Origin of the sequence: Variovorax sp. UMC13 (assembly GCF_014170375.1) — a bacterium.
Classification (GTDB): Bacteria; Pseudomonadota; Gammaproteobacteria; order Burkholderiales; family Burkholderiaceae_C; genus Variovorax.
In genome coordinates this window covers 35,453-58,196 of record NZ_LZZW01000011.1, presented here as the reverse complement: position 1 = coordinate 58,196, position 22,744 = coordinate 35,453, and the positions used below count along the sequence as shown (strand labels likewise).

22 protein-coding genes are annotated in these 22,744 nt (G+C 67.7%); 4 read left to right on the top strand and 18 right to left on the bottom strand.

All coding sequences use genetic code 11. The annotated features are described in order from the left end of the window. Nucleotides 1-3: 3 nt before the first annotated feature. Nucleotides 4-1,680 carry an ATP-dependent DNA ligase gene (locus A9977_RS07185; protein WP_183024203.1) on the bottom strand — a complete coding sequence of 559 codons (1,677 nt, stop codon included), beginning with the start codon at nt 1,678-1,680 and terminating at the stop codon, nt 4-6. Further along, nucleotides 1,677-2,801 carry a ligase-associated DNA damage response exonuclease gene (locus tag A9977_RS07180; protein WP_183024202.1) on the bottom strand — a complete coding sequence of 375 codons (1,125 nt, stop codon included), beginning with the start codon at nt 2,799-2,801 and terminating at the stop codon, nt 1,677-1,679. The genes A9977_RS07185 and A9977_RS07180 overlap by 4 nt, the downstream gene beginning before the upstream one ends. A 186-nt stretch (nt 2,802-2,987) precedes the next feature. Between A9977_RS07180 and A9977_RS07175 the strand changes: the two genes are divergently transcribed. Continuing rightward, nucleotides 2,988-5,006, top strand: coding sequence for a diguanylate cyclase domain-containing protein (locus A9977_RS07175; RefSeq protein WP_183024201.1), 2,019 nt, complete (start codon nt 2,988-2,990; stop codon nt 5,004-5,006). 1 nt (nt 5,007) lies between these two features. Here A9977_RS07175 and A9977_RS07170 read toward each other — a convergent pair whose 3' ends face one another. The 14 genes from A9977_RS07170 to A9977_RS07105 form a co-directional block, all read right to left on the bottom strand. Continuing rightward, nucleotides 5,008-6,171 carry a Gfo/Idh/MocA family protein gene (locus A9977_RS07170; RefSeq protein ID WP_183024200.1) on the bottom strand — a complete coding sequence of 388 codons (1,164 nt, stop codon included), beginning with the start codon at nt 6,169-6,171 and terminating at the stop codon, nt 5,008-5,010. A gap of 144 nt (nt 6,172-6,315) precedes the next feature. After that, nucleotides 6,316-7,218 carry a substrate-binding domain-containing protein gene (locus A9977_RS07165; RefSeq protein WP_259651865.1) on the bottom strand — a complete coding sequence of 301 codons (903 nt, stop codon included), beginning with the start codon at nt 7,216-7,218 and terminating at the stop codon, nt 6,316-6,318. A 118-nt stretch (nt 7,219-7,336) separates the two neighbouring features. After that, nucleotides 7,337-8,368, bottom strand: coding sequence for an ABC transporter permease (locus A9977_RS07160; RefSeq protein WP_183024198.1), 1,032 nt, complete (start codon nt 8,366-8,368; stop codon nt 7,337-7,339). Continuing rightward, a complete protein-coding gene (locus A9977_RS07155) occupies nt 8,325-9,938 on the bottom strand; it encodes a sugar ABC transporter ATP-binding protein (protein WP_183024197.1) in 1,614 nt (537 codons plus the stop codon). Before A9977_RS07155 ends, A9977_RS07160 begins: the two co-directional genes overlap by 44 nt. Further along, nucleotides 9,935-11,104: an ROK family protein gene (locus A9977_RS07150; protein WP_183024453.1), complete on the bottom strand. Its 1,170-nt coding sequence runs from the start codon at nt 11,102-11,104 to the stop codon at nt 9,935-9,937. Before A9977_RS07150 ends, A9977_RS07155 begins: the two co-directional genes overlap by 4 nt. Before the next feature lie 207 nt (nt 11,105-11,311). Next, on the bottom strand, nt 11,312-11,731 hold the full coding sequence (locus A9977_RS07145; RefSeq protein ID WP_183024196.1) for a F0F1 ATP synthase subunit epsilon: 420 nt from the start codon (nt 11,729-11,731) through the stop codon (nt 11,312-11,314). A gap of 124 nt (nt 11,732-11,855) precedes the next feature. After that, nucleotides 11,856-13,271 carry a F0F1 ATP synthase subunit beta gene (gene atpD, locus A9977_RS07140; RefSeq protein WP_183024195.1) on the bottom strand — a complete coding sequence of 472 codons (1,416 nt, stop codon included), beginning with the start codon at nt 13,269-13,271 and terminating at the stop codon, nt 11,856-11,858. Between the two features lie 46 nt (nt 13,272-13,317). Beyond that, the gene (gene atpG / locus A9977_RS07135) at nt 13,318-14,193 is read right to left on the bottom strand and encodes a F0F1 ATP synthase subunit gamma (protein ID WP_183024194.1); all 876 of its coding nucleotides are present in this window, start codon (nt 14,191-14,193) and stop codon (nt 13,318-13,320) included. A gap of 32 nt (nt 14,194-14,225) precedes the next feature. After that, on the bottom strand, nt 14,226-15,779 hold the full coding sequence (gene atpA / locus A9977_RS07130) for a F0F1 ATP synthase subunit alpha (protein WP_183024193.1): 1,554 nt from the start codon (nt 15,777-15,779) through the stop codon (nt 14,226-14,228). A gap of 45 nt (nt 15,780-15,824) precedes the next feature. Further along, nucleotides 15,825-16,355, bottom strand: a complete 531-nt coding sequence (locus A9977_RS07125; RefSeq protein WP_183024192.1) for a F0F1 ATP synthase subunit delta — start codon at nt 16,353-16,355, stop codon at nt 15,825-15,827. A gap of 7 nt (nt 16,356-16,362) precedes the next feature. Continuing rightward, nucleotides 16,363-16,833 carry a F0F1 ATP synthase subunit B gene (locus tag A9977_RS07120; protein ID WP_183024191.1) on the bottom strand — a complete coding sequence of 157 codons (471 nt, stop codon included), beginning with the start codon at nt 16,831-16,833 and terminating at the stop codon, nt 16,363-16,365. A gap of 34 nt (nt 16,834-16,867) precedes the next feature. After that, nucleotides 16,868-17,137, bottom strand: coding sequence for a F0F1 ATP synthase subunit C (atpE, locus tag A9977_RS07115; protein WP_140844704.1), 270 nt, complete (start codon nt 17,135-17,137; stop codon nt 16,868-16,870). A 64-nt stretch (nt 17,138-17,201) separates the two neighbouring features. Continuing rightward, nucleotides 17,202-18,080, bottom strand: a complete 879-nt coding sequence (gene atpB / locus A9977_RS07110; protein WP_183024190.1) for a F0F1 ATP synthase subunit A — start codon at nt 18,078-18,080, stop codon at nt 17,202-17,204. Between the two features lie 3 nt (nt 18,081-18,083). Continuing rightward, on the bottom strand, nt 18,084-18,563 hold the full coding sequence (locus A9977_RS07105) for an ATP synthase subunit I (protein ID WP_259651858.1): 480 nt from the start codon (nt 18,561-18,563) through the stop codon (nt 18,084-18,086). A gap of 165 nt (nt 18,564-18,728) precedes the next feature. Between A9977_RS07105 and A9977_RS07100 the strand changes: the two genes are divergently transcribed. Genes A9977_RS07100 through lipA form a run of 3 tightly spaced genes read left to right on the top strand, consistent with a single transcriptional unit; the run spans nt 18,729 to nt 20,726 of the window. Further along, complete coding sequence (locus tag A9977_RS07100; protein WP_183024188.1) at nt 18,729-19,043, top strand: YbeD family protein; 315 nt, start codon at nt 18,729-18,731, stop codon at nt 19,041-19,043. After that, nucleotides 19,040-19,738 carry a lipoyl(octanoyl) transferase LipB gene (gene lipB, locus A9977_RS07095; RefSeq protein ID WP_310936101.1) on the top strand — a complete coding sequence of 233 codons (699 nt, stop codon included), beginning with the start codon at nt 19,040-19,042 and terminating at the stop codon, nt 19,736-19,738. Before A9977_RS07100 ends, lipB begins: the two co-directional genes overlap by 4 nt. Nucleotides 19,739-19,745: 7 nt before the next feature. Further along, entirely contained in the window at nt 19,746-20,726 is a 981-nt protein-coding gene (lipA, locus tag A9977_RS07090) for a lipoyl synthase (protein ID WP_183024187.1), read from the top strand. Nucleotides 20,727-20,756: 30 nt separating this feature from the next. Here the strand turns inward: lipA and A9977_RS07085 are convergent, their stop codons facing one another. Together A9977_RS07085 and A9977_RS07080 are read right to left on the bottom strand one after the other, a co-directional pair. Next, nucleotides 20,757-21,725: a tripartite tricarboxylate transporter substrate-binding protein gene (locus A9977_RS07085; RefSeq protein WP_183024186.1), complete on the bottom strand. Its 969-nt coding sequence runs from the start codon at nt 21,723-21,725 to the stop codon at nt 20,757-20,759. After that, nucleotides 21,722-22,729, bottom strand: a complete 1,008-nt coding sequence (locus A9977_RS07080; protein ID WP_183024185.1) for a PotD/PotF family extracellular solute-binding protein — start codon at nt 22,727-22,729, stop codon at nt 21,722-21,724. Before A9977_RS07080 ends, A9977_RS07085 begins: the two co-directional genes overlap by 4 nt. Between the last annotated feature and the right edge of the window lie 15 nt (nt 22,730-22,744).

The following is a 22,744-nucleotide window of genomic DNA, read 5'->3' as shown; positions in this document are numbered from 1 at the left end:
TCTTCAGCGCTGCGCGGGCAGCAGCGCTTCGAGCGTCTCCAGCGTGTCGGCCTCCTCCACCGGCTTGTCCTCGCGCCAGCGCAGCATGCGCGGAAAGCGCACCGCGATGCCGCTCTTGTGGCGCGGGCTGCGCGCGATGCCCTCGAAGCCCAGTTCGAACACCAGCGTGGGTTTGACGCTGCGCACCGGGCCGAAGCTTTCGATGGTGGTCTTGCGGATCACCGCATCGACGCGGCCCATCTCGACGTCCGTGAGGCCCGAGTAGGCCTTGGCGAAGGGCACCAGCTTGCGCTCGGGCGCATCGGGCGGACCGTCCCAGACCGCGAAGGTGTAGTCGCTGTAGAGGCTGGCGCGGCGGCCGTGGCCGCGCTGCGCGTAGATCAGCACCGCATCGACGCTCAGCGGATCGATCTTCCACTTCCACCAGGTGCCCACGTCCTTGGTGCGGCCCACGCCGTAGTGCGCATGACGCTGCTTGAGCATCATCCCTTCGACGCCCATCGCACGCGCGGCCTCGCGCTGGCGCGCCAGGTCGGCCCAATCCGCACCTTCGAGCAACGGGCTCGCGATGAGTTGCGGATGGCGCACCTGCGCGATCAGTGCATCGAGCAGTGCGCGGCGTGCCTGCTGCGGCTGCGCACGCAGGTCCTGGCCTTCCCATTCGAGCAGGTCGTAGCCCAGCAGCACCACCGGGATCTCGCGCAGCAGCTTGGGGCCCAGCGTCTTGCGGCCGATGCGGCGCTGCAACTCGGCGAAGGGCTGCACGCGGCCTTCGCCCTCCGGCGAAGTCTCGTCCTTGCGCCACACCACGATCTCGCCATCGAGCACCGTGCCGTCGGGCAGCGCCTCGCCCATCAGCGCCAGCTCGGGAAAGCGGTCGGTCACCAGTTCCTCGCCACGCGACCACAGCGACACCACGCCCGCGCGCCTGACCAGCTGCGCGCGGATGCCGTCCCACTTCCACTCGACGATCCAGTCCGAGGGTGGGCCCAGCACCGCATCGAACTGTTCCAGCGGCAGGTTGAAGGGGTGCGCGAGGAAGAAGGGATAGGGCTGGCCGCTGGTCTTCTGGTTGAGCTCGCTGCCGTTCTCGGGCGCGATCAGGCCCGCATAGTCGGCCGCGCTCGGCTGACCGCCGATGTGGGTGTAGCCCATGAGGCGCTGCGCGACGCGCTTGGGGTCGAGCGCGCCGACCGCGGCCAGCGCCTGCGTGACCTGCAGCCGCGACACGCCCACGCGGAAGCTGCCGGTGATGAGCTTGAAGTACACCAGCCGCTCCTCGGCCGCGAGCTGCGGCCACTGCGCGCGCAGCGCGGCCACGAGCTCCTCGGGCGGCAGCTTGCGCAGCGGCAGCAGGCGCTGCGTGATCCAGGCCGCGAGGCCGAGTTCGTGCGTCTCGGTGGGCGGCGGCAGCAGCAGCGCGATGGTCTCGGCCAGGTCGCCCACCGCTTCGTAGCTTTCGTCAAACAGCCACTCGGGCAGGCCCGCGGCTTCCTGCGCGAGCAGCCGCAGCAGCTTGGTCGGCACCAGCTGGCGCGGCTTGCCGCCGGCCAGGAAATAGACGGCCCAGGCGCTGTCCTCGGGCGCGGCCGCCTGCAGGTAGCGCTGCAGCGCAGCCTGCTTGGCCAGGCTCGAGGTGGTGGCGTCGAGTTCGCGGTACAGCGCGGCAAAGGCCTTCACGGCATGTCTCCTTCCCCCTCCGGGGGAAGGGCGGGATGGGGGCTCACGGCCTCCCCGTCGCGCACTGGCGCCGCGGCAGCCGGCCCTTCCTCGCCATCCTCGTCCCCATACGCCGTCTGGAAGCCCTGCGCCTCCAGCCCGTTCTCCGTGAGCCAGCGCACCAGCACCGCCACGCTGCCATGGGTGACGAACACCCGCTCGGCGCCGGTGCCGGCGATCGCACGCTGCAGCCCCGGCCAATCGGCGTGGTCGCTCATCACGAAGCCGCGGTCCACCCCGCGCCGGCGGCGCGTGCCACGCAGCTGCATCCAGCCGCTGGCGAAGGCATCGACGTAGTTGCCGAAGCGCCGCATCCAGGGCGTGCCCTGGGCGGAGGGCGGGGCCAGCACCAGCGCGCGCTTGAGCAGCTGCGCGTCGACACCGGGGTCGCTCACGCGCAGCGTGGGCGGCAAGGCCACGCCGGCCGCGCGGTACACCGCATTCAGCGGTTCGACCGCGCCATGCACCACGATCGGCCCGATGCCCGCATCCACACCGTGCAGGATGCGCTGCGCCTTCCCGAAGGCATAGCAGAACAGCACCGAGGCGCGGCCCTCGTCGGCATTGCGGCGCCACCATTCGTTGATTTCCGCAAACAGCACCGCCTGCGTGGGCCAGCGGTAGATCGGCAGGCCGAAGGTGGACTCGGTGATGAAGGTGTCGCAGGGCACGGGCTCGAAGGGCGTGCAGGTGCCGTCGGGCTCGGTCTTGTAGTCGCCCGAGGCCACCCACACGCGGCCGCCGTGTTCGAGCCGCACCTGGGCCGAGCCCAGCACATGGCCGGCCGGATGCAGCGAGATGCGCACGCCGTGGTGTTCGATGGCCTGGCCGTAGTCCAGGGTCTGCAGCGCGATGTCGGCGCCCAGCCGGGTGCGCAGCGTGCCCTCACTGTCGGTGTGCGCGAGGTAGTGGCCATGGCCGACGCGCGCGTGGTCCGAATGCGCATGCGTGATCACGGCGCGGTCCACCGGCCGCCAGGGATCGATGTAGAAATCGCCGGGCGGGCAATAGAGGCCTTCGGGTCGCGCGACCACCAGGTCGTCTGTGCGCGGTGCGGCGGCGGCGGAAGACGGCGAGCTCATGGGCTGCGATCCTAGGCGGCCCCCGCTCCGGCGCGGCGCACGCTGTGCCGCGAAGTGCTGTGGGCAGGTGCCTACGCGCCGCCCGCCCCGCATGGGGATCACCCAATCGCCCGATGAGCGGCCACAATGGCCGACGTCGCCTGCCGAAGCCGGGCGCGCCTCCCTCCAACAACCCTCGTCCTTGCCATGCAACACACTGCGACGAACACCCGACTGAGAGGCCTGCGCCGGGCGATGGGTTCGCTCAAGGCGCGCATCACCGTCGGCGGCATCGCGGCCCTGGTGCTGGGCATCGGGTTGACCGCGGTGCTGCTGATCAGCCGTGCCGAGCAGGACACGCTGCGGGCCGAGCACCAGCGCGAAGTCAGCGAGGCCGCGCGCACCGCCGCCCTGCTGTCGCGCCGCGTGGTCGGATTGCAGCGCGCGCTGCAGGCGGTGGCCTTCCGGCTCGATGCCGCCACGCTGGCCGACGATGCGGGAATCGCCCGCTTCTTCGAAGGCCAGCCGGTGCTGCGCAACCTCTACAGCAACCTCTTCGTCGCCACGGCCGCGGGCGAGGTCCGGATCTTCGTGGACGAGACCGGCAGCAGCCGCCCGCGCATCGACCTGAACGACCGCGACTACTTCCGCCGCACGCTGCACGAGGGCCGCTCCCTGGTGTCGGAGCCGCTGCCCAGCAAGGTCAGCGGCGAGCCGGTGGTCGTGCTGACGCAACCGGCGCGCAACGCCGACGGGATCTACGCGGTGCTCGGCGGCTCCCTGCGCCTGAGCGGGCGCGACCTGCTCGACGGCCTGGTCGATGCGCAGGGCAACGAGGCCTCGGCGATCGTGGTGGTGACCGACGGACAGGGCCGTGTGCTGGCCCACCCCGACCGCCGCCGGATTATGACGCTGCTGTCGGAGGACGCACGGCTGAACCAGGCCTTCGCCGCCTGGGTGGCCCACGGCTCCCCCGTCGAACCCCAGGGGCTGGTGCTGCCGCAGCCGGGCGAGGTGGTCAGCGCCGCCGGCGTGCCCGGGCCCGACTGGATGATCTGGCGCACCCGCGCCGAAGCCGAGCTGCTGGCGCCCTTGCGCGACGCGCGCAAGGACGCGCTGATCGGCGCCGCCGCCCTGATCGCGCTGCTGTCGGCCGCCATGCTGCTGTTCCTCTGGCACCTGCTGCGGCCATTGACGCTGCTGGAGCACCGCGCCCAGCACCTGTTCGACGGCCTGCTGCAGCCGCAGGCCGGCTGGCCCGTGGCCTCGGGCGAGATCGGCAGCCTGAGCCGGGTGCTGCGCCGCGTGGGCATGGAGCGCGCCACGCTGGAAGCGCAGAACGCCGAAGTGCTGGGCCGGCTGGCGTCGGTGATGGGCGCCGCGCCGATGGGCATCGCCTTCGTGCAAGGCGCGAAATTCGAACTCGTGAATGCCGAGTTCTGCCGACTGATGGCCGGCACCCAGGAGGCGCACCTGACGCGCACGGTGCGGGCGCTGTTCGGCTCCGACGAAGACTTCGCGGCCTTCACCGCGCACGAGCAGGCCGCCTTCCGCGCCGGACTCTCGTACGCCGGCGAATGGCAGCTGCTGCGCTGCGACGGCACGCGCTTCTGGGCCGCGCTGCGCAGCAAGCCCGTCGACGACGTGGACCGCGCGCAGGGCACCATCTGGACGCTCAACGACATCGAGGCCCAGAAGGCCGCGCGCGAGCAGCTCGAGTGGTCGGCCACGCACGACCCGCTGACCGGCCTGGCCAATCGCAAGGCCTTTGCGCTGCAGGCGCAGCGCCTGGTCGACGCCCTGCCGCGCTCGCTGCCGGCCGCGCTGGTGTTCGTCGACCTCGACCGCTTCAAGCCCGTCAACGACACCGCGGGCCATCTGGCGGGCGACCTGATGCTGCTGACGGTGGCCACCGCCATCGCCTCCTGCGTGCGCGCGGGCGACCTCGCGGTGCGCATGGGCGGCGACGAGTTCGCGCTGCTGCTGGAGCGCTGCCCGCATGCGACGGCGATGCGCATCGCCGACGACGTGCGCCGCGCCATCAACGCGGTCGCCCTGCCTTGGGAGCAGGGCATGCTGCGCGTCGGTGCGAGTGCCGGCGTGGCCAGCCTGCAGGAGGACACGGCCTCGGTCGATGCGTGGATCGAGGCCGCCGATGCGGCCTGCTACGCGGCCAAGGCCGCGGGCCGCGACACCGTGCGCTCGGCGCCCGGCGAGATCGCCTGATTCACCAGGCCGTCCACTTCGCCGCGCTGGCCGCCGAGGCCACCGTGCGCTCGATGAAACGCACGCCGCGCGCGCCGTCTTCCACGCGCGGATAGTCGGCCGCGAGCGGATCGGCCGCCACGCCCTCGAGGCGCGCGCGGATGTCCGCCACCACGCCCGCATAGACATTCGCGAAGGCCTCGATGAAGCCTTCGGGATGGCCGCTGGGCAGCCGGCTCGCGCGCTGCGCCGCCGCATGCAGCCAGGGCGAGCCGCGCGTGAGGATGCGCTTGGGGCCGTCGACCGGGTGGTGCACCAGTTCACTGGGCTGCTCCTGCCGCCAATCGAGCGTGCCCAGCGTGCCCGACACGCGCAGTCGCAGGTCGTTCTCCAGCCCGGTGTTGATCTGCGAGGCCACCAGCACGCCGCGCGCGCCGTTCGAGAAGCGCAGCAGCAGGTTGGCATCGTCGTCGAGCGCGCGGCCCGGCACCAGCGCGCCCAGGTCGGCGCACAGCTGGTCGATCTCCAGGCCGGTGACGGTGGCGACCAGGTTCTCGGCATGCGAGCCGATGTCGCCGATGGCGCCGGCCGCCCCGCTCTTCGCGGGGTCGGTGCGCCAGCCGGCCTGCTTGTTGCCGCCGGCCTCGAGCGCCGTCGCGAGCCAGCCCTGGCTGTACTCGACGATCACCTTGCGGATCTCGCCGATCTCGCCGGCGCGCACCATGGCGCGCGCCTGGCGCACCATCGGATAGCCGCTGTAGTTGTAGGTCACGCCGAACACCGTGCCCTGCCGCGCCACCGCGCGCACCAATGCATCGGCCTCGGCCTGGGTGTGCACCAAAGGCTTGTCGCACACGACATGGAAGCCGGCTTCCACGAAGGCCTGCGCCACCGGGAAGTGCACATGGTTGGGCGTCACGATGACCACGAAATCGATGCGCTCGTGCGCCGGCCGCTGCAGCTCGTCGGCCAGCAGCGCCTGCCAGTCGCCATGGTTGCGCGCCTCGGCAAGGAACAGGTCGCGGCCCGAGGCGCGCGCCTTCTCGGCGTTGGACGACAGCGCGCCCGCCACCAGCTCGCACTGGCCGTCGAGCGCGATGGCGTGGCGGTGCACCGCGCCGATGAAGGCATCGCGGCCGCCGCCGACCATGGCGTAGCGCAGCTTGCGAAGAGGCATATCGGTCATCAATCTAGAAGTTGGAGGTCTGTCCCCTCTCCCTCCGGGAGAGGGCTAGGGTGAGGGCATCGGCCTTTGCGCACACAGCATCTTTGCCATCGCCGCTGCCCTCACCCCAACCCTCTCCCCAAGGGGAGAGGGAGAAAGCCGCCGTCAGAACGGCGAGTCGGGGTGGTAGAAGTCTTTGGCGTTGTCCTTGGTGATCAGCACCGAAGGAATGATCGTCGTGGCCGGCAGCTTCTCGCCCTTCAGGCGTGCTTCGGCCGTGAGCTTGATCGCGTCGTAGATGAACTTGGGCGAGTAGCTCACGTCGGCGCCGATGCGCTTGTCCTTGCCGTCGAGGATGGTCTTGACCATGGCCTTGGCGCCCGCGCCGCCGAACACAATCTTGATGTCCTCGCGCTTGGCCTGCTCGATGGCTTTCAGCACGCCCACGGCCATGTCGTCGTCGGCGGCCCAGATGGCGTCGATGTTCTTGAAGCGCGTCAGGTAGTCCTGCGTGACCTTGAAGGCATCGTCGCGGTTCCAGTTGGCGTACTTGGCGTCGAGCAGCTTGACGTCGGGGTTGGCCTTGAGCACCGCGTTGAAGGCGTCCATGCGTTCGTTGTCCAGCGTGGTCGCGATGCCGCGCAGCGCCACCACATTGCCCTTGCCGCCCAGCTGCTTGACGATGTACTCGGCCGGGATGCGGCCGAAGGCGGTGTTGTCGCCGGCCACGTAGGCGTCCTGCGCGCTGGTGTCGGTCAGGCCGCGGTCGACCACGGTCACGTAGGCGCCCTTGGCCTTCACCTGAGCCACCGGCTTGGTCAGCGCGGCCGATTCGAAGGGGAAGATCACCAGCGCGTTGATCTTGGTCACGGTCGTGAAGTCCTGCAGCTGGTTGGCCTGTTCGGGCGCGCCGCTGGCGGTCTTGATCGTGATCTTCAGGTCCTTGTGTTGCTTCTCCAGGTCCTTCTTCGCCTGGTTGGCCCAGTAGTTGATGCCGCCCATGAAGCTGTGCGTGGCGGCCGGGATCGACACGCCGAGGTTGACCTTCTCCGCGGCCATGGCGGGCATCAGCGCCAATGCGGCGGCGGCCGCGACGGCGCCGAGGGCGATGCGTTTCGTGTGTTGGAAGCTCATGCTTTTGTCTCCTGTGATGAAAACGGATGGAACGGACGGGAAATGGAGTCGGTCAACGCCGGCCGCGCTGCAGGAAGGCGACGATGATGATCACGAAGCCCTGCACCGCGGCGTTGAGGTACACGCTGATGATGCTGGTGAGGTTCAGGATGTTGCTGATGACCGAGAGCAGGATCGCGCCGATCACGGTGCCGGTGATGCTGCCCGCGCCGCCCTTGAGCGCGGTGCCGCCGACGATCACCGCGGCGATGGCTTCCAGCTCCCACAGCAGGCCGGTGGTCGGCGAGGCCGAGCCCAGGCGCGGCACGTAGAGCAGCGTGGCGATGCCCACGCACACGCCCAGCAGCACGTAGGTCAGGATCTTCACGCGGTCGACGTCGACGGCCGCATAGCGCGCCACCTGCTCGTTCGAGCCGATGGCCTGCACGTAGCGGCCGTAGGCGGTGCGGTTGAGGATCACGCCGCCGATCACCGCGACGATGAAGAAGACCCAGACCGGCACCGGGATGCCCGCCAGGCTCGCGTAGTAGACCGGCGCATAGAGGTCCGACAGCTCGTTGTCGAGCGTGAGCGCGCCGCCGTCGGCGAAGTAGGTCAGGTAGGCGCGGAAGATGCCCAGCGTGCCCAGCGTGACGATGAAGGGCTCGATGCGGCCCTTGGTGATCAGCAGGCCGTGCGCCAGCCCGAACATCGCGCCCAGCAGCACCGCCAGCGTGGCGCCCAGCATCACCGCCATCAACGGCGAGCCCGTGGCCGGGCCGGCCCAGTTGATGAACATGATCACGCTGCCCGCGATCAATGCGGCCATCGAGCCCACCGACAGGTCGATGCCGCCCGAGATGATCACGAAGCACATGCCGACCGCGATGATGCCGATGAAGGCGGTGCGCGTGAGCACGTTCATCGCGTTGTCGACGGTGGCGAAGTCGCCGTTGAGCAAGGTGCCCGCGATGCACAGCAGCACCAGGCCGATGATCGGGCCCATCCCGTGCAGGCGCGCGGCCCAGCCGGGTTTGGATTCGGCGCGGTGGGCGGCGGCCTCAGGCGTGGGCGTGTTGTTCATTGGCGGCTGTTCCGGTGGCATGGGCGATGAGCTCTTCTTCGGTGAGATGTTCGGCATCGAGCGTGGTCACGAGCCGGCCCGCGCGCATCACCGCGACGCGGTGGCACAAGCCGATCAGCTCCATGAGCTCGGACGAGACGACGATCACGGCCAGCCCCTCGCGGGCCAGTCGCTGGATCAGGAAATAGATGTCGCGCTTGGCGCCCACGTCGACGCCGCGCGTGGGCTCGTCGAGCACCACCACCTTGGGCCGCGGCTGCAGCACCTTGGCCAGCGCCAGCTTCTGCTGGTTGCCGCCCGACAGCGAGGAGGCGCGCGCATCGAGGTCGCCGGTGCGGATGCCGTAGTCCTTCACCGCCTCGGCCAGCGCGGCGCGCTCGGCATCGGGCTTGAGCCAGGGCTGCGCATAGCGTTCCAGCGCCATCAGCGTGAGGTTCTGGCGCAGGCCGAAGTGCACGTGCAGGCCCTTGCCCTTGCGGTCTTCGCTCAGGTAGGTGAAACCGTGCCGCGCCGCGTCGCGCGGGTTGCGCAACACCACCGGCCGGCCCAGCATCTCGACCGTGCCGCTGCCCGGGCGCAGGCCCATCAGGCCTTCGAACAGTTCGGTGCGGCCCGCGCCGACCAGGCCGGCGAAGCCGAGGATCTCGCCGGGGCGCACCTCGAAGCTCGCGTCCTGCGCCCAGCCCGGTACGTTGAAGTGGCGCACCTGCATGGCGGGCGCGACGTCGCGCACCACCGGATCGCGCGGCGGGTAGAGGTCGGCCAGCTCGCGGCCCACCATCAGGTTGGCCATCTGGTGGCGCGTGACCTCGGCCGTGAGCGAGCGCGTGACGAAGCGGCCGTCACGCATCACGATCACGTCGTCGGTCACCTGCTCCACCTCGTCGAGCTTGTGTGAGATGTAGACGATGGTCACGCCATCGGCGCGCAGCTGCGCGATCAGCTTGAACAGGCGCTCGGTCTCGCCGGGCGTGAGCGTGGCGGTGGGCTCGTCCATGATCAGCAGCCGCGCGCGGCGCGCGATGGCCTTGGCGATCTCGACCAGCTGCTTCTCGGCCACGATCAGGCGGCGCACCTTGGTGCGCGGATCGACCTGCAGGCCGACAGCGGCGAGCGCGGCGGCGGCGTCGCGCTCCATCGACGCGTCGTCGAGCAGCCAGCCTTTCAAGGAAGCGCCGGGCCGCCCCAAGCTTCCTTGCTCCCCTCGGGGGACGGCCGCCTTGAAAAGGCGGCCAAGGGGCGACATTTTTTTTTCATGGCCCAGGAAGATGTTTTGCGCGACGCTCAGGTCTTCGGCGAGATTGAACTCCTGGTGGATCAGCACGATGCCCAGCGCCTCGGCATCGCGCGAACTCGCGAACTGCTGCGGCTGGCCGTTGATGTGCAGCACACCGCCCGTGGGCTGCTCGTAGCCCGCGAGGATCTTCATCAGCGTCGACTTGCCCGCCCCGTTCTCGCCCAGCAGGCCGTAGACGCGGCCGGGCTCGAGCGCGAAGCTCACGCCGTGCAGCACCTGCACCGGGCCGAAGGCCTTGACGATCTGGTCGAAGGCGACGGCCACGCCGGCCTTGCCCGTGCTTTCAACGCTCATGGTGCGATCCCCCTGACCTTCAGTGTTTCCTGCATCGCGAGCGCGCCCGCGCCGATCAACCCGGCCTGCGGGCCCAGCGGCGTGTACTGGATCTCCAGATGCCGCGTCGACAGCGCCAGCGAGCGCTGGTAGACGCTCTGGCGCACGGCCGCGAGGAACAGCGGGCCGATGTGCGTGATGCCGCCGCCGATGAACACGTGCGACGGGTTGAAGAAATTGACCACCGACGCGAGCATCTGGCCCAGCAGGTTGCCCGCGCGCTGGATGATGCCGTTGGCCGCGGCGTCGCCGGCCCGGCCGGCCAGGCCCACGTCGACGGCGTCGAGCCGGCCCTGGGCGCGCAGGCGCTCGGCCAGCAGCTCGCTCTCGCCGGCCTCGGCGGCCTGAACCGCCATGCGCGTGATCGCCGGGCCCGCGGCCATCACCTCGACGCAGCCCACGTTGCCGCAATGGCAGCGCGGGCCTTCCTGGTCGACGCAGATGTGGCCCACGTCGCCGGCCGAGCCGGCCGCGCCGCGGTAGACCTCGCCGTGCACCACGATGCCGCAGCCGATGCCAGTGCCGACCTTGATCACCAGGAAGTTCTGCAGCGAGCGCTTGAGGCGCCAGAGCTCGCCCAGCGCCATCAGGTTGACGTCGTTGTCGACGAAGACCGGCGCCGCGTAGTCCTCGCGCAGCGCATCGCGGATCGAGAAGCCGTCCCAGGCCGGCATCAGCGGCGGGTTCACCAGCTGACCGATCTGGAAGTTGACCGGCCCGGGCACGCCGATGCCGATGCCCAACACCTGCTTCGCGGTGTGGCCGCTGCGCGCCAGCAGCTCGCGCATCAGCACGCGCACACGCGCCAGCACCACGCCCGGGCCCTGGCGCACGTCGGTCGCCTCGGTGTGCTGCGCCAGCGGCTGCAGGTCGGGGCCCAGCACCGCGATGTCGAGGCTCGTCGCGCCGATGTCGATGCCGATCAGCACGCCGAGCGCGCCGTTGAGCTGGAGGTTTTCGGCGCGGCGGCCGCCCGAGGAGCGCTGCAGGCCGGCCTCGGCCAGGAGGCCCTGCTCGACCAGCCCGGCGATCAGGCCGTTGGCCTTGCTCTTGGAAAAACCCAGCCGTTCGGCCACGCCATGGCGCGAGCCGCCGGACGACCAGAAGGTCGTCTCCAGCACCTGCATCTCATCGGCCGTGAGCCCGCTCCAGCGTTCCAAGTCTTTTGTCTCCATCTTGTCGCTTCCGGCATCGGTGGCCAGAAGATGGCGAATACTAGTGGGGTGGCTTCAGCCGGACAAGGTCCAACTTAGGACATATTCAGGTCGAAGATGAGCAGGCAAAGAAAAAGCCGCCCGAAGGCGGCTTTGGCGTCGTGCGACCCGGAGGGCGCCTTACTTCTTCTGGCGGTACTTGCGCAGCGCAGCGATCTGCGCGGCCATCACGGCCAGTTCCGACTGCGCCATCGCGATGTCGATGTCGCTCTTGGCATTCTTCAGCGCTTCCTCGGCGGCGGCCTTGGCGGCGTTGGCCTTCTCGTCGTCGAGGTCCTTGCCGCGGATCGCGGTGTCGGACAGCACGGTGACGCTGTTCGGTTGCACTTCCAGGATGCCGCCGGCCACGAAGACGAATTCCTCGTTGCCATCGGCCGTCTCGATGCGCACGGCGCCCGGGCGGATGCGCGTGATCAGGGGCGTGTGGCGCGGGTAGATGCCGAGTTCGCCGGCTTCACCGGGCAGCGCGACGAAGCGTGCTTCGCCCGAGAAGATCGACTCTTCCGCGCTGACCACGTCGACGTGAATGGTGTTGGCCATCTGATTTCCTTAGGTTGAAGAAGTGGAGCAAAGCAGGCAGTCGGCCGTCGGGAGTGGCGCCGCGCGAAACCGTACCGGAGTACGGTGAGCGCGGCCACGAAGCCCGGCGGTCGGCTGCGAAGCCTCAGGCCATCTTCTTCGCCTTTTCGAAGGCTTCGTCGATCGTGCCGACCATGTAGAAAGCCTGTTCCGGCAGGTGATCGGCCTCGCCGTTCACGATCATCTTGAAACCACGGATGGTTTCCGACAGCGGAACGTACTTGCCCGGCGAGCCGGTGAACACTTCGGCCACGTGGAAGGGCTGCGACAGGAAACGCTGGATCTTCCGGGCGCGGGCCACGGCCAGCTTGTCGTCCGGAGCCAGTTCGTCCATGCCCAGGATCGCGATGATGTCGCGCAGTTCCTTGTAGCGCTGCAGCGTGCCTTGCACGGCGCGGGCCACGTTGTAGTGCTCTTCACCGACCACGTTCGGGTCGAGCTGGCGCGAGGTCGAGTCCAGCGGGTCCACGGCGGGGTAGATGCCCAGCGAAGCGATGTCACGCGACAGCACCACGGTCGAGTCCAAGTGGGCGAAGGTGGTGGCGGGCGACGGGTCGGTCAAGTCATCCGCAGGGACATACACGGCCTGGATCGAGGTGATCGAGCCGACCTTGGTCGAGGTGATCCGCTCTTGCAGGCGGCCCATTTCCTCGGCCAGCGTGGGCTGGTAGCCCACGGCGGAAGGCATGCGGCCCAGCAGAGCCGACACTTCGGTACCGGCCAGCGTGTAGCGGTAGATGTTGTCCACGAAGAACAGCACGTCACGGCCTTCGTCGCGGAAGGACTCGGCGATGGTCAGGCCGGTCAGCGCCACGCGCAGACGGTTGCCCGGGGGTTCGTTCATCTGGCCGTAGACCATGGCCACCTTCGAGTCCTCGAGCTTCTCGAGGTTCACGACGCCGGAGTCGGCCATCTCGTGATAGAAGTCGTTGCCTTCGCGGGTCCGTTCGCCCACACCGGCGAACACCGACAGACCCGAGTGAGCCTTGGCGATGTTGTTGATGAGTTCCATCATGTTCACGGTCTTGCCCACGCCGGCGCCACCGAACAGACCCACCTTGCCGCCCTTGGCGAACGGGCACACCAGGTCGATCACCTTGATGCCGGTTTCCAGCAGGTCCTGCGAGGGCGACAGTTCGTCGTACGCGGGGGCCTTGCGGTGGATGGAAGCCGTGACTTCCTGGCCGACCGGGCCGCGTTCGTCGATGGGCGCGCCCAGCACGTCCATGATCCGGCCCAGCGTGGCCTTGCCCACGGGCACGGTGATCGGGGCTTGCGTGTTCGTGACGATCAGGCCGCGACGCAGGCCGTCGGACGAACCGAGGGCAATGGTACGCACCACGCCGTCGCCGAGCTGTTGCTGGACTTCCAGCGTCAGCGCCGAACCTTCCATCTTCAGGGCGTCATAGATCTTCGGCATCTGGTTGCGCGGGAATTCCACGTCGACCACGGCACCGATACATTGAACGATCTTGCCTTGCACTGCATTGGCTTGAGCCATCATCTGCTCCAATTAATTTTTGAATCTGGGTGACGTCGAGGAAGCCTCAGACGCCGGCGGCCGCCGCAGCGCCCGACACGATTTCCGACAGCTCTTTGGTGATGCCGGCCTGGCGGGTCTTGTTGTAGACCAGCTTGAGTTCGGCGATCACGTTGCCTGCGTTGTCGGTCGCGGCCTTCATGGCCACCATGCGCGCCGAGTGCTCGGACGCCATGTTCTCGGCCACGGCCTGGTAGGCCAGCGACTCCACATAGCGCACCAGAAGTTCGTCGATCACGCTTTCCGCGTTCGGCTCGTAGATGTAGTCCCACGAATGCTGACCCGGCTCGACCTTCAGCGATTCAGCGGCCAGCGGGAGCAGCTGCTCCACCACCGGTTCCTGCTTGATCGTGTTGATGAACTTCGTGTAGCAGAGATACACCGCCGAGAGCTTGCCTTCCGCGTAGGCGTCGAGCAGGGTCTTGACCGGGCCGATCAGCTTGTCGAGGTGCGGCGTGTCGCCCAGGTGGGTGACATGCGCGACCACGCGGGCGCCGATGCGGTTGAGAAAACCCAGACCGCGTCCGCCGATCGCCACCGTCTCGATGGCCTGGCCGGCGGACTGCGCTTCGCGCAGGCGCGCCGTGACCGCGCGCAGCAGGTTGGTGTTCAACCCGCCGCACAGGCCCTTGTCGCTGGTCACCACGATGAAGCCGATCGCCTTCGCGTCGTTCGTCTTCATGAACGGGTGCACGTACTCGGGGTTCGCCTGACCCAGGTTCGCCGCGATGGTGCGGATCTTCTCGCTGTACGGGCGCGCGGCGCGCATGCGCTCCTGCGCCTTGCGCATCTTGGACACCGAGACCATTTCCATGGCCTTGGTGATCTTCTTGGTGTTCTCCACCGATTTGATCTTGCCGCGGATTTCCTTACCGGCTGCCATAGATGCTCCTTAAGCCTTGGTGTCGAGCGCCATCAGGCGAACGACTTCTTGAACGTCGTGATGGCAGCGGTCAGTTCAGCCTCGGCGTCCTTGTCGAGCGCCTTGGCCTTCTCGACCTTGTCGAGCAGCGCAGCGTGGCTGGTCTTCAGGAACTGATGCAGGCCATGCTCGAAGGGCAGAACCTTCTTGATGTCCAGATCGTCCATGAAGCCCTTGTTCACCGCGAACAGCGTGGCACCCATCAGCGAGATGGGCAGCGGGCTGTACTGGGCCTGCTTGAGCAGTTCGGTCACGCGGGCACCGCGGTCGAGCTGCTTGCGGGTGGCTTCGTCCAGGTCGGAAGCGAACTGCGCGAACGCAGCCAGTTCACGGTACTGGGCCAGGTCGGTACGGATACCGCCGGACAGGCTCTTGATGATCTTCGTCTGGGCCGACGAACCCACGCGCGACACCGAGATACCGGCGTTGATGGCGGGGCGGATGCCGGCGTTGAACAGCGAGGTTTCCAGGAAGATCTGGCCGTCGGTGATCGAGATCACGTTGGTCGGAACGAAGGCGGACACGTCGCCGGCTTGCGTTTCGATGATCGGCAGTGCGGTCAGCGAACCGGTCTTGCCCTTGACTTCACCCTTGGTGAAGGCTTCGACGTAGTCGGCGTTCACGCGAGCGGCGCGCTCGAGCAGACGCGAGTGGAGATAGAACACGTCGCCGGGGTAGGCTTCGCGGCCTGGCGGGCGGCGCAGCAGCAGCGAGACCTGGCGGTAGGCCACGGCCTGCTTGGACAGGTCGTCGTACACGATCAGGGCGTCTTCGCCGCGGTCGCGGAAGTACTCGCCCATGGTGCAGCCCGAGTAGGCCGACACGTACTGCATGGCCGCCGATTCGGAGGCCGAAGCCGCCACCACGATGGTGTATTCCATCGCGCCGGCTTGTTCCAGTGCGCGCACCACGTTCTTGATCGACGAAGCCTTCTGGCCGATCGCGACGTAGACGCAGGTCACGCCCTGGCCCTTCTGGTTGATGATCGCGTCGATCGCCACGGCGGTCTTGCCGGTCTGGCGGTCGCCGATGATCAGCTCGCGCTGGCCGCGGCCGATCGGCACCATGGAGTCGATCGACTTCAGGCCGGTCTGCAGGGGCTGGTCGACGGACTTCCGTGCGATCACGCCCGGTGCGACCTTTTCGATCACGTCGGTGAGCTTGGCGTTGATGGGACCCTTGCCGTCGATCGGCTGGCCCAGTGCGTTCACCACGCGGCCGATGAGCTCGGGGCCGACCGGCACTTCCAGGATGCGGCCCGTGCACTTCACGGTGTCGCCTTCGGAGATGTGCTCGTACTCGCCCAGAATCACGGCGCCGACCGAGTCGCGCTCGAGGTTCAGTGCCAGGCCGTACGACGGCGTGCCGTCGGCGGTGGCGGTGAACTCCAGCATTTCGCCTTGCATCGCGTCCGACAGGCCGTGCACGCGCACGATGCCGTCGGTCACCGACACCACGGTGCCCTGGTTGCGAATGTCAGCGCTGACACCAAGACCCTCGATACGGCTCTTGATCAGTTCGGAAATTTCTGCGGGATTGAGTTGCATGACTCTTTCCTTCTTTCAATAAATGGGGCCAACCGCCTCGCCGCATCAAGCGGTGAGCGCTGCTTTCATTTGCTCGAGACGCGCCTTGACGGACGTGTCGAGGACTTCATCGCCCACCACGGCGCGGATGCCGCCGATCAGCGACGGATCCAGTTCGACGCGCGTGTTCAGCTTGCGGCCGAAGCGGCGCTCCAGCGACTCCGCCACGGTGCGCAGACCGGCTTCGTCGATGGGGAAGGCGCTGTAGATCACGGCGTCCGAAGCGCCGCTCTGGGCGTTCTTCAGCAGACGGAACTGGACAGCGACCTCGGGCAATGCGGCGAGTCGACCGTTGTCGATCACCGTGCGCAGGAAGTTCTTGCCGTTCTCCGGCAAGCCTTGCGACACGAAGCCGGACACCAGGTCGAACACCTGTTCGGGCGCGACCTTCGGGTCGGCGGCGAACTGCAGCAGTTGCGGATTGCCGGCGACGGCGGCGAGCTGGTCGATCCAGCCGGCCGTGCCTGCGAGGTCACCTGCCGAGGCCTTGAACAGCGCTTCGGCATACGGACGGGCGATGGTGGCGAGTTCGGCCATGGCGTCCTCAGAGCTCGGTCTTCAGGCGGTCGAGCAGGTCGGCGTGGACGCCGGCATTGACTTCCTTGCGGAGAATCTGCTCGGCACCCTTGACGGCCAGCGCGGCGACTTGCTCGCGCAAGGCCTCACGGGCACGCACCGATTGCTGTTCGGCTTCGGCCTGCGCGGCGGCCACGATCTTGTTGGCCTCCACGGTGGCACGGCCCTTGGCCTCTTCGACGATTTGCTGGGCGCGGCGCTCAGCGTCGGCCAGCAGGTTGGTCGTCTCGTGACGAGACTTCACCAGTTCCTGCTCGACGCGCTGGTTGGCCGAAGCGAGTTCCGCCTTGGCCTTCTCGGCGGCCGCCAGGCCCGCGGCGATCTTTTGTGCACGGTCATCCAGCGCCTTCGCGATGGGCGGCCACACGAACTTCATCGTGAACAGCACCAGCAGCAGGAAGACGATGGCCTGAACGAACAGGGTCGCGTTGATACTCACGGCAACACCTTTCTAGAGTGGCGTTGAACGGGACTTACTTGGGCAGGTTGGCCAGGAAGGTCGCGGCAAACGGGTTGGCGAAGGCGAACAGCAGGGCGATGGCCACACCGATCAGGAAGGCAGCGTCGATCAGACCGGCCAAGATGAACATCTTGGTTTGCAGGTCGTTCATGAGCTCGGGTTGACGTGCCGACGATTCGAGGAACTTGCCGCCCATCAGTGCGATACCGATGGAAGCACCGATCGCGCCGAGACCGACGATCAAACCACATGCCAGAGCGACGAGACCGAGAATGTTTGCCATGATGACTCCTTAGATTACAGATTGAAAGCGAAAAGAAAAACGGAAAGCGAAGCGGTAACCAGGCCTAGTGGCCCTCATGCGCCTGACCCAAGTAGATGAGTGTGAGCATCATGAAAATGAATGCCTGCAGCGTGATCACCAGGATGTGGAAGATCGCCCAGACGGTTCCGGCAATGATGTGCCCGATAGGCAACAGCACTCCCGAGAACGAAGCTGCCATCGCACCACCCATGAGTGCGATCAGCATGAAGACGAGTTCGCCGGCATACATGTTGCCGAACAGCCGCATGCCGTGGGAGACGGTCTTGGCGAGGTATTCGATGACCTGCATCAGCAGGTTGATGGGCCACAGCACGGGGTGCGCGCCGAAGGGTGCCGTGATCAGCTCGTGGCCCCAGCCGCCCAGGCCCTTGACCTTGATGCTGTAGAACAGGCACAGCAGCAGCACGGAGGTCGACAGACCCAGCGTGGTCGAGAGGTCGGCGGTCGGCACAACGCGCATGAACGCATGGTGCGGATCGCCGCCCGAGGCTTCGTGGAACTTGGCCCACAGCGCCGGCAGCAGGTCGACCGGCAGCATGTCCATGGCGTTCAGCAGGAAGATCCAGACGAACACGGTCAGCGCCAGCGGCGCGATGAACTTGCGGCTCTGCGCGTTGCGCACGTTGGCCTTGGCCTGGCTGTCGACCATCTCGACCAGGATCTCGACGGCCGCCTGGAAGCGGCCGGGCACGCCGGCGGTCGCCTTGCGCGCGGCGAGCCACAGCACGAAGCAGCCGATGGCGCCGATCACCAGTGCGTAGAGCACCGAGTCGAGGTTGATGACGTTGAAGTCAACGATCGCCTTTTGCGTGACCGGTTCGAGATTCCAGTTCACCTGCCAATGCTGCAAATGGTGAACGATGTATTCACTCGCGGTCGGTGCGTGTCCTTCTGCGGCCATCTTTCAGCGTCTCTTTAAAGAATCAATCCGGTTCAACAATCTGGGCCGCACCACAAGGGCCACCCAGTACATCTTCAATGCCGCCACGACGCCCAGGAGCATCGCCAGCCAGCTCAGGTTGCCGATCACCCAGGGCGCCGCCGCCAGAAAGGCAATGGTCAGCGCCAGCTTGATCAGCTCCCAGACAAAAAATCTCAGCATCGCGGCCGATGCCGGCGCATCCTGTGATGCACCCCTCCTCGTACCCGCGAAGACACCCCGGACAAACAACGCCGCCGGGATGGCCACTGCCAATGCCCCGTAAAGTGCGGACATGCCGACCTCCGGCCGACCCGTCCAACCCCAGCCGATGCCCGCCACGACCAATCCTGCGACCACCTGGGCCACGATCACCCACCAGGGCGAAGGTTCGGGATTGGCTTCTCGCAGCTGCTGCGCCTGTTCGGCGGTGAGCGGCTTGAAATCGGAGTCTTCGGCATCCATCTCGGATTCAGGAGTGCTTGTCGTCATTGGAATGTGCACCGCCAGTCACCGAAGGCTGCTGAATTTTACAAAGCCATTGATTATAAGTAAAAACCCCTCCCGTTCCGCCATGACCAAGCAGGTCAGCGGGGAACTTCACGTGCTTGACATACTCGCCTTCCCTCCATGACGACCCCGCCGCCCTCTGCCGCCGCCCCGACGACCACCCCTTCCGCCGCCCCGACGGAGTCGCTGATCGAGTACCCCTCGATCTTCCCCATCAAGGTGATGGGCCCCAAGGTGGACGGCTTCGTGCACGCGCTCACGCAGGTGGCCGAGCGCTTCGATCCCAGCTTCGACGCCAGCACCATCGAGCTGCGCACCAGCAAGGCCGGCAACTACCTGGGCGTGACGCTCAACGTGACGGCGACCAGCCGCGAGCAGCTCGACGAGATCTACCGCACCCTGTCCACGCACCCGATGGTCAAGGTGGTGCTGTGAGCCTCGAGGCGCTCGCGCGCCCGCCGCTGGCGGTCACGCTGCTGGGCCCCGTCGACTACCTCCGGAGCTACGAGGCGATGCGCGCCTTCGCCGCCGAGCGCGACGCCGACACGCCCGACGCGCTGTGGGTCTGCGAGCACCCGGGCGTCTACACCCAGGGCCTGGCCGGCAAGGCCGACCATCTGCTGAACCCCGGCGACATCCCGGTGGTGCAGACCGACCGCGGCGGCCAGGTCACCTACCACGGCCCGGGCCAGGTGGTGGCCTATCCGCTGATCGACCTGCGGCGCGCCGGCTACTTCGTCAAGGAGTACGTCTACCGCATCGAGGAATCGGTGCTGCGCACGCTGGCCCACTTCGGCGTGACCGGCCACCGCGTGCCCGGCTCGCCCGGGATCTACGTGCGGCTCGACGACCCGTTCTCGCATGCCGCATTGACCGGCCCCTTCCCCGCCAGCGACCCCTTCCGCGGCCTGGGCAAGATCGCCGCGCTCGGCATCAAGGTCGCGCGCCACGGCACCTACCACGGCGTGTCCTTCAACGTGGCGATGGACCTGGAACCCTTCTCGCGCATCAACCCTTGCGGCTATGCCGGACTGCGCACCGTCGATCTTTCTACAATCGGTGTCCACACCACCTGGGAAGAAGCCGCGCACGTGCTGAGCCAGAAGCTCGCCACCGGCCTGGCTCCCTGATCTCGCCATGAGCACCACCGAAGTCGTTCGCGACGCCCAGAGCGCCGAAACCTACAACCCCCTGGCCAAGCAGAAGGCCGCGGCCAAGCTGTCGCGCATCCCGGTCAAGGTGATCCAGGGCGAGGTGCTCAAGAAGCCCGAATGGATCCGCGTCAAGGCCGGCTCGCCGACCACGCGCTTCTACGAGATCAAGCAGATCCTGCGCGAGAACAACCTGCACACGGTGTGCGAGGAAGCCTCCTGCCCGAACATCGGCGAATGCTTCGGCAAGGGCACGGCGACCTTCATGATCATGGGCGACAAGTGCACGCGGCGCTGCCCCTTCTGCGACGTGGGCCACGGCCGCCCCGACCCGCTCGACAAGGACGAGCCGCTGAACCTGGCACGTACCATCGCCAAGCTGCGCCTCAAGTACGTGGTGATCACCAGCGTGGACCGCGACGACCTGCGCGACGGCGGCAGCGGCCACTTCGTCGAGTGCATCCGGAACATCCGCGAGCTCTCGCCGATGACGCAGATCGAAATTCTCGTGCCCGACTTCCGCGGCCGCGACGACCGCGCGCTCGAGATCCTCAAGGCCGCGCCGCCGGACGTGATGAACCACAACCTCGAAACCGCGCCGCGCCTCTACAAGGAAGCGCGCCCCGGCAGCGACTACCAGTTCAGCCTGAACCTGCTGAAGAAGTTCAAGGCGCTGCACCCCAACGTGCCGACCAAGAGCGGCATCATGGTCGGCCTGGGCGAGACCGACGAAGAGATTCTGCAGGTCATGCGCGACATGCGCGCGCACGACATCGACATGCTGACCATCGGCCAGTACCTGTCGCCCTCGAACTCGCACCTGCCGGTGCGCCGCTACGTGCACCCCGACACCTTCAAGATGTTCGAGGAAGAGGCCTACAAGATGGGCTTCAGCCACGCCGCCGTGGGCGCGATGGTGCGCTCGAGCTACCACGCGGACGAGCAGGCGCACGCGGCCGGCGTCTGAGCCGTGGGCACAGGCCGCTGAACGCGGCCCCTACTCGGGCTCGACCCGGGCAAAGCGCAGCGCCTCGACGAGGCGAGACGCCTCGCGCTCCAGGTACGCTGCGAACCGCTCGGCCGTCCCGCCCATCCGGCGAAGCCCGATGGCGTCCATGCCCGCCTTCACCGCCGGCGCGTCCAAGGCAGCGGCCAGCGCCGCGTGGAGCGGGTCAAGACGTCCTTTCGGCGTCCCCTTGCGCACGACGAATCCGAACCACGACTCCGAGACGAAGCCGGCCACGCCCGACTCGGACACGGTCCGTACCTCCGGCAACGATGCGTCGCGTTGCGCGGAGCCCACCGCGATGGCCTTGAGCTTGCCGCTGCGGACGAAGGGCAAGGCTTGCGGCAGATCGGTGAGCATGGCGGACACGTCACCGCTCAGCAGCGCCTGCAGCGCCGGCGCGCCCCCTTTGTAGGGCACGTGGAGCATGTCGAAGCCGGCCTGCTTCTTCAGCAGCTCGAAACCCAGATGCCCCGAGGAGCCACGGCCGAAGGACGCATAGGCGGCCTTGTCGGCATGGGCCTTGGCCCAGGCGATGAATTCGCGCAGGTTGGCGGCCGGCACACTGGGATGCACCGCCAGCAGATGCGGATTGGACGCGCAGAGCAGCACCGGCTCGAAATCCCTGCGTGCATCGTAGGGCGGCTTGATCAGCAGGTGCGGCTGGACCAGGAAGCTGGCGCCCACCAGCAACAGGGTCCTTCCATCCGCCGGCGCCGTGACCGCGGCCTGGCTGGCGATGACGGTACCGCCGCCGGGACGGTTGTCCACCAGGACCGGCACGCCGCCGTCGGCGGCACCGAGCCGCTCGGCCAGGGCGCGCGCCAATGTGTCGGCCGCGCCGCCGGGCGCGTAGGGCACCAGCATCCGAAGCTGTTCGGGCCTGGCCTGTGCCCGCAGGGTGGCGGCCAGCGGAAGGAGGGCGCCCAGCGCCAGCAGTTGCCGCCTGGCGGTGCTCATCGATTCACCACCTTGTTCCACTGGTCGACGATCGCCGAACGACGCTCGGCGAAAAAGCCCCAGTCCACGTTGCGCAGCTTGTCCGCGGTCGGCACGGAGGCGGCGACCTCGGCCGGGACCTTGGCATTCTTGTTGACCGGCCTGGCGTTGCCGATCCGAGCCCAGGCCTCCTGCGCCTCGACGCCCAGCATGTGGTCGATGAACCGCTCCGGCTGCTCCCCCGCGCTCGGATTGACGACCCGCACCACGCTCATGGGCAACGCATAGCCGCCTTCGCTGGGCACGCAGAAGCGCAGGTCCGCCAGGTCCGGGTCGCGCATCATGGCTAGCACGTTGCCGCTGAAGTAGGGCGTGGCCCAGATCTCGCCGCTTTTGAGCCATCCCACCGCGATGCTTTCCTGGTCCCAGAGGCCGGGGCCGCGCGTGCGGACCTGGTACATGCCCTCCAGGCCGGCCTCCGGCGAGCGGATGCTGCCGCCTTTGAGCGCCGCGAGCGCATCGAGCGTGTAGACGGACGAGTTGTAGGTGATGTTGGGGGCCGAGACCCGGCCCTTGAGATCGTCGCGCAGCAGGTCGGCCCACCCCATGATGGGCTTGCCGAGCTTCTTCGCGTTGTAGGCGATGCCCCAGGTGCCATAGGTCACCGGCATGGCGAAGTGACCCACGGGCAGGCGGACCCGCTCGTCCATCTGTGCCATGTTGGGGATCCGGCGCGGGTCCATCTCCGACACCAGGCCGGACTTGGCGATCAGCGGCAGCAGCACGTCGGTGAACACGCCCACGTGCAAGCTCGGCTGTGCGCGGTTGGCCTGCATCTGCGTGAAGCGGGCATTGTCGAAGGACTCGATGACCCGTGCCTCCTTCCCGCCGGCAAAGGTGTCGAGGAAGCTGCGGCGGAAGTTGCCGCCCAGCAGGCCCGGGTACCAGCCGATGCTCAACGCCGCCGTCTGTGCGAGGGCCAGGTCGGGCAGCGTCGAGAGGAGGCCCGCGGCGGGCAGGGACATGGCAGCGCCGAGGAA

What these genes read in the sequence shown, in the direction of transcription:
- A9977_RS07100 (WP_183024188.1), top strand. Translation starts at nt 18,729, where the DNA reads ATGACGACCCCGCCGCCCTCTGCCGCCGCCCCGACGACCACCCCTTCC.
- A9977_RS07160 (WP_183024198.1), bottom strand. Translation starts at nt 8,368, where the DNA reads ATGCCACCGGAACAGCCGCCAATGAACAACACGCCCACGCCTGAGGCC.
- A9977_RS07155 (WP_183024197.1), bottom strand. Translation starts at nt 9,938, where the DNA reads ATGAGCGTTGAAAGCACGGGCAAGGCCGGCGTGGCCGTCGCCTTCGAC.
- atpD (WP_183024195.1), bottom strand. Translation starts at nt 13,271, where the DNA reads ATGGCTCAAGCCAATGCAGTGCAAGGCAAGATCGTTCAATGTATCGGT.
- atpE (WP_140844704.1), bottom strand. Translation starts at nt 17,137, where the DNA reads ATGGCAAACATTCTCGGTCTCGTCGCTCTGGCATGTGGTTTGATCGTC.
- atpA (WP_183024193.1), bottom strand. Translation starts at nt 15,779, where the DNA reads ATGCAACTCAATCCCGCAGAAATTTCCGAACTGATCAAGAGCCGTATC.
- A9977_RS07165 (WP_259651865.1), bottom strand. Translation starts at nt 7,218, where the DNA reads ATGCCCGCCATGGCCGCGGAGAAGGTCAACCTCGGCGTGTCGATCCCG.
- A9977_RS07125 (WP_183024192.1), bottom strand. Translation starts at nt 16,355, where the DNA reads ATGGCCGAACTCGCCACCATCGCCCGTCCGTATGCCGAAGCGCTGTTC.
- A9977_RS07085 (WP_183024186.1), bottom strand. Translation starts at nt 21,725, where the DNA reads ATGAGCACCGCCAGGCGGCAACTGCTGGCGCTGGGCGCCCTCCTTCCG.
- A9977_RS07170 (WP_183024200.1), bottom strand. Translation starts at nt 6,171, where the DNA reads ATGACCGATATGCCTCTTCGCAAGCTGCGCTACGCCATGGTCGGCGGC.
- atpG (WP_183024194.1), bottom strand. Translation starts at nt 14,193, where the DNA reads ATGGCAGCCGGTAAGGAAATCCGCGGCAAGATCAAATCGGTGGAGAAC.
- A9977_RS07105 (WP_259651858.1), bottom strand. Translation starts at nt 18,563, where the DNA reads ATGGATGCCGAAGACTCCGATTTCAAGCCGCTCACCGCCGAACAGGCG.
- A9977_RS07145 (WP_183024196.1), bottom strand. Translation starts at nt 11,731, where the DNA reads ATGGCCAACACCATTCACGTCGACGTGGTCAGCGCGGAAGAGTCGATC.
- A9977_RS07150 (WP_183024453.1), bottom strand. Translation starts at nt 11,104, where the DNA reads ATGCAGGTGCTGGAGACGACCTTCTGGTCGTCCGGCGGCTCGCGCCAT.
- atpB (WP_183024190.1), bottom strand. Translation starts at nt 18,080, where the DNA reads ATGGCCGCAGAAGGACACGCACCGACCGCGAGTGAATACATCGTTCAC.
- A9977_RS07080 (WP_183024185.1), bottom strand. Translation starts at nt 22,729, where the DNA reads ATGTCCCTGCCCGCCGCGGGCCTCCTCTCGACGCTGCCCGACCTGGCC.
- A9977_RS07175 (WP_183024201.1), top strand. Translation starts at nt 2,988, where the DNA reads ATGCAACACACTGCGACGAACACCCGACTGAGAGGCCTGCGCCGGGCG.
- lipA (WP_183024187.1), top strand. Translation starts at nt 19,746, where the DNA reads ATGAGCACCACCGAAGTCGTTCGCGACGCCCAGAGCGCCGAAACCTAC.
- A9977_RS07180 (WP_183024202.1), bottom strand. Translation starts at nt 2,801, where the DNA reads ATGAGCTCGCCGTCTTCCGCCGCCGCCGCACCGCGCACAGACGACCTG.